General features: G+C 68.8%; 8 protein-coding genes. 3 read left to right on the top strand and 5 right to left on the bottom strand.

Annotated elements, in window-relative coordinates:
- Positions 1–1,884 (bottom strand): DEAD/DEAH box helicase (locus Q0094_RS00575; protein ID WP_297614113.1); only part of this gene is annotated, 1,884 nt, incomplete at its 3' end.
- A 349-nt stretch (positions 1,885–2,233) separates the two neighbouring features.
- On the opposite strand from Q0094_RS00575, the gene Q0094_RS00570 reads away from it, so the two are divergent.
- The 3 genes from Q0094_RS00570 to eutC are packed head-to-tail and all read left to right on the top strand — an operon-like array spanning position 2,234 to position 5,578.
- The gene (locus Q0094_RS00570) at positions 2,234–3,388 is read left to right on the top strand and encodes a benzoate/H(+) symporter BenE family transporter (protein ID WP_297614111.1); all 1,155 of its coding nucleotides are present in this window, start codon (positions 2,234–2,236) and stop codon (positions 3,386–3,388) included.
- A gap of 58 nt (positions 3,389–3,446) precedes the next feature.
- Positions 3,447–4,823 carry an ethanolamine ammonia-lyase subunit EutB gene (locus tag Q0094_RS00565; RefSeq protein ID WP_297614109.1) on the top strand — a complete coding sequence of 459 codons (1,377 nt, stop codon included), beginning with the start codon at positions 3,447–3,449 and terminating at the stop codon, positions 4,821–4,823.
- Complete coding sequence (gene eutC / locus Q0094_RS00560; protein ID WP_297614107.1) at positions 4,820–5,578, top strand: ethanolamine ammonia-lyase subunit EutC; 759 nt, start codon at positions 4,820–4,822, stop codon at positions 5,576–5,578. The genes Q0094_RS00565 and eutC overlap by 4 nt, the downstream gene beginning before the upstream one ends.
- Positions 5,579–5,589: 11 nt before the next feature.
- Here the strand turns inward: eutC and Q0094_RS00555 are convergent, their stop codons facing one another.
- The 4 genes from Q0094_RS00555 to Q0094_RS00540 form a co-directional block, all read right to left on the bottom strand.
- Complete coding sequence (locus tag Q0094_RS00555; RefSeq protein WP_297614105.1) at positions 5,590–7,164, bottom strand: CopD family protein; 1,575 nt, start codon at positions 7,162–7,164, stop codon at positions 5,590–5,592.
- Positions 7,165–7,236: 72 nt separating this feature from the next.
- Positions 7,237–7,764 (bottom strand): DUF1775 domain-containing protein, encoded by a 528-nt coding sequence (locus Q0094_RS00550; protein ID WP_297614103.1) that lies wholly within the window; start codon positions 7,762–7,764, stop codon positions 7,237–7,239.
- Between the two features lie 155 nt (positions 7,765–7,919).
- Positions 7,920–8,306 (bottom strand): hypothetical protein, encoded by a 387-nt coding sequence (locus Q0094_RS00545; protein ID WP_297614101.1) that lies wholly within the window; start codon positions 8,304–8,306, stop codon positions 7,920–7,922.
- A 65-nt stretch (positions 8,307–8,371) separates the two neighbouring features.
- Positions 8,372–9,322: an alpha/beta hydrolase gene (locus Q0094_RS00540; RefSeq protein WP_297614099.1), complete on the bottom strand. Its 951-nt coding sequence runs from the start codon at positions 9,320–9,322 to the stop codon at positions 8,372–8,374.
- Positions 9,323–9,324 lie beyond the last annotated feature (2 nt).

Here is a 9,324-nt window from a genome sequence, read left to right as displayed (position 1 = left end):
GTCGGTCGGGCTTGTGTCGATCGCCTTTGGCTTGGGTCTGTGCGGCTTTGGGCCGTTGTCAGCCCGATCGGCGGAGGCGGCGGGCTTGCGCGGTCGTTCGACGGCCGCCACGGGCGCGGCTGCGGGTGCCGGCGCGGCCTTTGGGGCGGGGGCCGGTTCGGGTTCCGGCTGCGGTGCGGGCGCGCGGACAGGGGGGGGGGCGGCGATCTCGGCCGCAACCGGGGGGGGCGCGGTGTCTTCGATGGGGCGCGCGGGTTTGCCGCGTGCGGGTTTGGGCCGGTCGGGGTTTGCAGCGCTTGCGCGTGGCGCGCCGCTTGGGGCCGCGCTTTGCCGGGCGGTGATCCCGTCCTCCAGCATGCCATCGCTGCCCAACCGCGCCATCAGGCCCGGCACGGCGCCTTCGGCGATCTCGACCAGGGTGCTGTCCTCTTGCACGCGGATCTTGCCGATCGATGATTTCTCAAGGTTTCCCGCCCGGCACAAAAGCGGCAAGAGCCAGCGCGCCTCGGCGCGCCCGGCGCGGCCGACCGACAGTTCGAACCAGACCGAAGGCCCAAAGGCCTGCCGCTCGGGGCGCGCACCCGCGGCCATGGGCGCACCCAGATCCTCGGGCGCGGACAAGCCCGCGCGATAGAGCCGCAGACAGGCGGTCGCGATCTGGTCGGGGCTGTGGCTGGCCATGAGCTTGGCGGCAAAGGCCGCCTCTGCATCCGTGGCGCTGGCGGTCCAGATGTCATCCGACAAAAGCCGCGTCTCATCGAGTGCCAGAATTTCGTCGGCGGTCGGTGCAAAGGTCCATTCCGCCTCGATCTTGGCCCATTTGAGCAGCCGCGAGGCCTTGTTGGTCATCTTGTCGGGCACGATCATCGCCGAAATGCCCTTGCGCCCGGCGCGGCCGGTCCGGCCGGACCGGTGCAACAGCGTCTCGGTGTTGGTCGGCAGATCGGCATGGATCACCAGATCGAGCTTGGGCAGATCGATGCCACGCGCGGCCACGTCGGTGGCCACACAGACCCGCGCGCGCCCGTCGCGCATCGCTTGCAGCGCATGGCTGCGCTCGTCCTGGCTGAGTTCACCCGACAGGCTGACAACCGACAGCCCGCGATTGGCAAAGCGCGCCGCCAGACGCGCGACCATGGCGCGGGTATTGGCAAAGACAAGAGCGGTCGGCGCATCGTGAAACCGCAACAGGTTGATGATGCCGTTCTCCGCATCCTGCGCCGCGACCTGAACCACCTGATAGCTGATGTCGGCATGCTGGCTGCCGCGCGCCAGTGTGGTCACGCGCACCGCGTCGCGCTGAAACTGTTTGGCCAGTTCCGCGATGGCGGGCGGCACGGTGGCCGAGAACAACAGCGTGCGCCGGTCCGACGGGGCGGCCCCCAGCATGAATTCCAGATCCTCGCGAAAGCCCAGATCCAGCATCTCATCGGCTTCATCCAGCACGATGGCACGGATATCGGTCAGATCCAGAACGCGGCGCATGATATGGTCGCGCAGCCGCCCCGGCGTGCCCACGACGATATGCGCGCCGCGTTCCAGCGCGCGGCGCTCTTCGCGGGCATCCATGCCGCCGATGCACGACACCACCCGCGCGCCCGCCTTGCCATAGAGCCAGGCCAGTTCGCGCTGGACCTGCATCGCCAATTCGCGCGTCGGCGCGATGACCAGCGCCAAGGGGGCGGCGGGCGGGCCAAGGCGGCTATCCTCGCCCATCAGGGTGGATGCGATGGCAAGCCCGAAACCCACCGTCTTGCCCGATCCGGTCTGCGCCGACACCAACAGGTCGGCTTGGGCCAGTTCGGGGGCGGTCACGGCGCGCTGCACATCGGTCAGCACATCGAACCCGCGTTCGGCGAGGGCTTCGGTCAGGGTTGGGATCATCAGGAGGGGTCCGTTGGCAATACACGCATAAGGCGTGCCACACCTCCCTGCTAGGCGATCCCGGCCGATATGTCGAGAACCCGCCGCACGAAAGCTGCCACTCGGCAGACATCGCCCGGATTTTTTCCGATTTTGTGCCCGCTGCCTGCCAAAAGCCTCATGTCCACAAGGATGGCGGGCCCAACAGGCGGGTGCTGCCACGCCCAGCACGCACGCGGCAGCGCCACCCATCGGCCGGAACACGCAGGGCCCACGGATGTCAGCGCCCAAGGCGCGCGCCTCACCCGCTTGACCCCGGCCGGGATCCGCGAAAGGTATCGGGCCTTGGGCAAAGGGCCGGGAGGTCGCGATGAAGGCATCGCTGGTGACATCGGGGCTGGTGGCGGTCGTGGTGGGCTTTGGTGGATCGGTCGCGGTGGTGATTGCCGCCGCGGACAGCCTCGGTGCGACCGAGGCGCAAAAGGCCTCGTGGATCACCGTCTTGTGCCTGTCGATGGCAGCGGGCAGCCTATGGCTGTCCTGGCGCAGCAAGATGCCTGTCGTTCTGGCATGGTCGACACCCGGCGCGGCCTTGATTGCAGCCTCGGTGGGCATCGACATGGAACAGGCGGTCGGGGCGTTCCTGGTTGCGGGCGCGCTGATCGTGCTGACGGGCGTGATCCGGCCGCTGGGGGCCGCGGCCGCACGCATCCCTGCGGCATTGGCCACCGCGCTGCTGGCGGGGGTGCTGTTTGATTTCGTCGCGGGTGCGGTGGTCGACAGCGTGGCGCTTCCGGTGCTTGGGGTGCCGATGGTCGCGGCCTTTTTGCTGGTGCGGCTGTGGTCGGCGGCTTGGGCGGTGATCGCGGCGATCTGTGTGGGGGTGGGGATCGTGCTGGCGGCCGGGATGCACGGCGCTCTGCCGGCCATCGCGCTGTCGCCGCCGGTGCTGATCGTGCCGGTGCTTGATGCGGGCACGGTTCTGGGTCTGGCGCTGCCGCTCTACATCGTCACCATGGCGTCACAGAACCTGCCCGGCATTGCGGTGCTGAGGGCCGATGGCTACGCGCCGCCGGTGCCCGCGATCTTGAACGTCACGGGGGCCTTGTCGGTGCTGACCGCGCCCTTTGGCGGCCATACCACCAGCCTTGCCGCGATCACGGCGGCAATCTGCACGGGCCCTGATGCCCATCCCGATCCGCAGGAGCGCTGGAAAGGCGGTCTTGTCTATGGTGCAGGATATGCCGGTCTGGCGCTGATCGGGGCTTCGGTCGTGGTGATGGCGGCCAGCCTGCCGGGTGCGCTGATCACGATTCTGGCCGGTCTGGCGCTGATCGGGCCCTTCATGGGCGCGCTTCGGGCCGCTTTTGGCAGCGGGGGCGACAGTTTTCCGGCCGCGCTGACCTTTGCGGTGACGGCTTCGGGCGTGTCGTTCTGGTCGGTCGGTGCGCCATTCTGGGGGCTGGCCTTGGGGTTGTTGGCGATGGCGCTGGCCGGGTTGCGGGCGCGGGCCGGGGCGCGATAGGCGCGGTGGGGCAAGTTGGGGCTTGCCTCGGCGGGGCGGGGCGTGCTGATCTTTGGCCATGCCCTATCACGCCGATCTGAACGCGACACGCTACAGCTTTCCCTCGCTCAAGGTGCTGCTGGCCCGCGCCTCGCCCGAGCGGTCGGGCGATGTGCTGGCAGGCCTTGCCGCCGATGGCCCGCTCGAGCGGATCGCCGCCCAGCATGCGCTGGCCGATGTGGCGCTGGGGGATTTTCTGCAAGATGTGCTGGAGGTCGGGGGCGACAGCGTGACCGACCTTATCATGGCCCAACATGACGCGGCCGCCTTTGCGCCCGTGGCCGCGCTGAGTGTGGGGGCCTTGCGCGACTGGCTGCTTGATCCGGCCACGACCGGGGCGGATCTGGCCGCACTCGCCCCCGGTCTGACACCTGAAATGGTGGCCGCTGTCAGCAAGATCATGCGCGCTCAGGATCTGATCGCGGTGGCCGCCAAGGTCGAGGTCGTGACGCGGTTTCGCTCTACCATCGGGCTCAGCGGCCGGATGTCGACGCGCAACCAACCCAACCACCCCACCGATGACAGCCGGGGCATCGCGCTGTCGGCGCTTGACGGGTTGTTGATGGGGGCGGGGGATGCGGTGATCGGGGTCAATCCCGCCACCGATAGCCTGCCCGATTACATCCGGATCTGCGAGGTGCTGGAGGCGATCCGCACCCAGTTGGACATCCCGACGCAAAGCTGTTGCCTTGGCCATGTGACAACGGCACTGGCGGCAATGGCGGCGGGCGCGCCGGTCGATCTGGTGTTTCAATCGGTTGCAGGCTCGCAAAAGGCCAATGAGGGCTTTGGCATCACTCTGGCCATGCTTGATGAGGCCGCCGAAGCCGTGGCAGGGCTGGGTCGCGCGCCGCCGGGCGCACATCTGATGTATTTCGAAACGGGCCAGGGGGCGGCGCTGTCGGCGGGGGCGCATCACGGCATGGACCAGCAGACGATGGAAACGCGCGCCTATGCGGTGGCGCGGCGCTACCGGCCGCTGCTGGTCAATAGCGTCGTGGGCTTTATCGGGCCGGAGTATCTGGCCGATGGCAAGCAGATCATCCGCGCGGGCCTCGAGGATCATTTCTGCGGCAAGCTTCTGGGCCTGCCGATGGGGGTGGATGTGTGCTACACCAACCATTCCTTTGCCGATCAGGAAGACATGGACATCTTGCTGACCGCGCTGGCCGCGGCCGGCGTCAATTTCGTCATCACCGTGCCGGGTGCCGATGACATCATGTTGAATTATCAATCGCTGTCGTTCCACGACGCCCAGTTCATCCGCCAGACGCTGGGCCGCCCGCCTGCGCCCGAATTCGCGGCGTGGATGGTGGCCAATGGCATCGGCGTGCCCGGTGTCAGCCAGCCCAGCCTTGCGGCGGCACTGGGACGGGTGCGGTTGCCGGGGTCATGAGCGATCTGCCCGCATCGTTGCGCGCCGTGACACAGGCACGGCTCACGCTGGGCCCGCGCGGCCGGGCGCTGGCCACCGCCGACAGGCTGGGCTTTGCGCTTGATCATGCGCGCGCGCGTGCCGCCGTGCTGGCCGAGTTGGACCTGCCCGAACTGGGCGCGACGCTGGACCGGCTTGGGCTTGCCCATCATGTGGTCAGCAGCGCGGCCACCGGGCGCGACAGTTTCATCCGCCGCCCCGATCTGGGCCGCCATCTGCCCCAGGATGCCGCCCGCGCGCTGGCCGATATCGGCCCGGCCGATGTCGCCCTGGTGTTGGGTGACGGCCTGTCTGCCACAGCCGTGATGCTGAACGGGGCAGCCTTCATGGCCGAATTGGCTTTGCTCTTGCGTCAGATGGGGCTCAGGGTTTCGCCCGTCATCTTGGCGCGGCAGGCCCGGGTGGCGCTGGGCGATGGGATCGCGCGGGGCTTGGGGGCTCAGAGCGTGGTGATCGCCCTGGGCGAGCGGCCGGGCCTGTCGGCCGCCGACAGCCTTGGGGTCTATATCACCCACCGCCCCGCCGCTCGGACGCAAGACAGCGCGCGCAACTGCATCTCCAACATCCGCGCGGCAGGCACAGGCGTGACGGATGCCGCCGATCAGGCCGCCCGCCTGATCGCCGCGATGCGGTCATCTGGCCTGTCGGGTGTGGCGCTCAGCCAAGCGATGGCCAATGCGCCGCTGCCTGCTGCGGGGGATCAGACGCATCGCTGATGGTGTCGGCCTCAAGGCGCGATCCGCAGGGTGTCGCGCAGCGTCACGCTTTCGAAATCGCTGATCAAAAGGCGAAGCGTCACCTCCCACGCACCGGGACGGGGCAGGGTGAAGGGGGCCGTGTGCCAAAGCCCATCCGCACCGGGCCGTGCGGTGATGCGCAAGGGCTCGAGCCCATAGCCGGGCTGCGCAAGGATCACCGTCACCTCGCGCGGGACCAGCGCGGTGAAATCGCCCGTCTGAACGCCAAGCGTCATTTCCCACGCGGCGGCAGGGCCGGGGCTGAGGCGGATATCGGCCATGGCACGCTCGCCGTGAAAATGGGCATGGAGCGGTTCTGGCACGGCCAACAGCGCGCGGGGTGGCGGCACCAGCCGGAGCGATGAGGCCAAGATCACGATCACGATGGCCAGCACGATCTCGGCCCGGATCGCGCGGGCCAGACGTGGGGCAGCAGCCGGCGCATCGGCCGCCAAGGCGGGCGTCAGGACCAGCCGGTTTCGCAGCGCCAGACCCAGAAGTGCCCCGACCAGCGCCAGCTTGGCCGAAAGGATCACGCCCCATGGCGCGCCGAACAGGTCCATGGGGTTTCTTGTTTGAAGCCATGTCAGCACCAGACCGCTCAGGATCAGCACCGCGACCAGCGGCGTGATCAAGCGGCCAAAGCGCGCCAGCGCAGGCGCGCCACCCTGCGCGCGCGCCAGCCGCACCAGCGGCCAGAGCGCGCCCAGCCAGACCAGAAGCGCGCCGCCATGCAAGACCAGCACAGCCCGCGCCACGGCCTGCGGTTCGGCGGTCGCGCCATGGCCCGACAGCGCAAAGGATGCAGCGCCCAGCGCCCAAGCGACCAGAGCCAGCACCAGACGCCGCCCCCGGTCTTGCGGGCCTGGCGCCAAGGCCAGCGCAACAAACCCAAGCGCCAGCCCGATCACCGCAACGGCCGCGACCAAGGGTGTGGCCTGAACGGCCCGCCATGGCGCAGACGTGAGCAACGCCCCGGGCGGCAGCGACACCAGGGCCAGCCCTTCGGCCGCAACCAGCGCCAATCCCGCGACGCTCCCAAGCGCTACCGCGACCAGCCCGCCTTGGCGCAAGATCCGGTCCGGCGGCGTTGCGGTGATCAGGCCGGGCGCCAGCACAGCGCCAAGCGCGATGGCCAGCGACAAGGTCAAGATCGCCCGCGCCGCGACCGCCACCCGCGCCGCTCCCGATGCCGGCGCCTCGGTCGCTTCCGCCCGTGCCGTGGCCGTGCCGATGTGAAAGCTGTGCGTGCCGCCCACGCCATGCCCATCGGCCGAGACCACGCGCCATGATACAAACTGCGTGCCCGGCTTGATGCCGGCGGGCGGGGTCATGATGAGGCTGTCGCCTTGAGCCTCGGCGGCAAGATCGGTGATGGCCCCATCGGGCCCGATCCAGCGCAAGACCAAGGGCGTCACAGGCTCATTGAAGCGCAGTTGGACCTGTTGGGGTATCTCGGCCAGCATCGCCCCCGGCGCGGGATCAGCGCTGCGCAGTTGCGCATGCGCCAGAGCGGCCCCGGGCAGGACCAGCATAAGGGCAAGACCAAGCAAGAGCGCGCGCATCGGGGCATAATCCTTGGGGCAAGGGGAGGGGCCGCGCCAGATCGCGCGGCCCCTTGCGGATTTGGTCCTCGATCAGTGGCTGTGACCGGCGGGCATCACCATCACGCCCGGAGCGGGGCCTTCCAGATCGCCCGAGGTCTGGCCGGGGCCGGGAATGTCGATCCAGCGTTCGGCCCCGTTGGCGCATTCCTGCACCACGGGGATGTAGAGCATCTCGCCAGCCGGGGCTTCCTCGGTCACGCGGGCGCGGAACACGAATTCATCGTAAAAGGCATCGGGCAGCTCGCCCGACCAGATGATCTCGCGCACGCCCTCGGTCACGGTGCGGCCGTGCACGGTATGGGCGTTTGCGTAAGGGCCTGTCACGGTTTCCAGCGCCCACCCGGCTTTGACCATGGGTTGAGCGGAGATGACGCCCTCGGGGATCTGGATGCGCACGCGCAGCGTGGCCTCGTCGCCGCAGCCATGGGGCACGCGGAGCGTCAGGCGGGCGGTCTGGTTCTGAACCACCTCGGTTTCGGCGAAGGTGGCATGGGCTGCGGTCTCGGTGGCGACGGCAAGCGGCAGCGCAAGGGCTGCAAGAGCAATCAGGTGTTTCATCGGTTTTGATCCGTTCATCTATGTTGGAATGGCCGCAGCCCGCGGGGGGGCCGTCCGGCAGGGGCGCAAGGGCCCGATGGATCGTGCTGATCAAGACAGTCGGCAGCGCGCAGGGTCTTGAGACCCAAGCCAAGCCGCAAGCTGCGCTCTGGGGATTAGATCACCGCGGCAACCGGGGGGGCGCGTGCCTCGGGGAGATGGGGAACAGGGCCGATGGGAACCGCAAGCGCAGGCCAGATCGCACGGGTCTTGCCGCAACCCACTGGCGCGGATGGCCCGGCCTGCGCGCCCGCAAGCGCCATGCCCTTGCACAGCGTGCAGGCCGGGCAGTCCGAGAGCATCCCCTCATGCTCGCCATGCCCGCCCGGATCATCGGTCAGGCACAGATCATGGAGCGAGCCGCCAAGCGCCAGATAGGCCGCGATCTGGGGCTCGGGCAGGGGCTGGGCGGCGGGGCGATGGGCAAAGCCCGACAGCGCCAAGCCCAGCACGACAAGTGCCGCGGCAAGCCTGTTGCGGAGAATTGCGCCAAACCTTCCCATGGAGGAAGGTTCTGCCGCACCCCCGCGCGAATTCCAGTGCGACATGCGGCCTCAGGGGGGCTTGTCTAGGGTTGGGCCGTCCGGCGCAGGAAAGCGTTCACCGCATCCAACAAGGCCGGCGCACGGGCTTCGGCATTGATGAAATGCGTGCCGCCCGCGATCTCGACATAGGTGCGATCGGTGGCCCCCAAGCGGTCGAACAGCGCCAGCGTGTCGGTGCGGGTCGAGGTCGGATCCTGTGCGCCCCGGATCAGGAGCGTGGGGCAGGTGATGGCGCCCGGGTCATGGATGGGCCGGCCATTGAAGCATTCCCACAGATCGAGAAATGTGCCGTTGGGCACGCGGAAATGATCGGATGCCCCGCCATCATCGTCGATCGAGGCGGCAACCATCGCCTGCAACACGGCCTCATCGCGCCAATCGGCCCCTTGCGGCAGTTGCGCATCCCAGCGCGCGCGGGTGTCGTCGAGCGTGACATGGCGATAGGGGGCGAAATCGCGGTGGCGGGTCTTGTCGGCGGGGTCGGCCATGACGGCGACCCATTCCGCGTTCACCTCGGCATAGATGGGCGCGTAAAGCGCCAGCGCGCGGATCTTGCCCGCGCCCGCCCCCAGCGCATAGCGCGATGTGGTCAGCGTGCCCCATGACCAGCCCACCAGCGCCACCCTTGCTCCGCCATGGCGCGCCGCGATCCAGTCGACGGCATCGCCGATATCGGCGATGGCCTCGTGGCCCTGGGCATAGGCCCGGCCTTCGGGAAAGGCATCGGGTTTTGACAGCCCATAGCCCCGGATGTCGATGGCATAGGCGGCAAAGCCCGCATCGGCGGCCACCTGCAGCCAGTTCAGACCGGGATGAGGGATGTCGAAGAGCCGCCCCGAAAAGGTCGCGCCATGCACGAACAGCACCGGTGGCCCCGCCGCGCCGCGCTGACGCAAGGTCAACATCAGACCCGGCGTGCCGGTCGAGGCGATCCGGTGACGCCGCGACAGGTCGTGATCGCGCCAATCGCCCATGC

This window comes from uncultured Roseicyclus sp., from assembly GCF_937892565.1.
GTDB lineage: Bacteria > Pseudomonadota > Alphaproteobacteria > Rhodobacterales > Rhodobacteraceae > Roseicyclus.
Note: the sequence above shows the minus strand (reverse complement) of the source record. Positions and strands in the feature narration are given on the sequence as shown.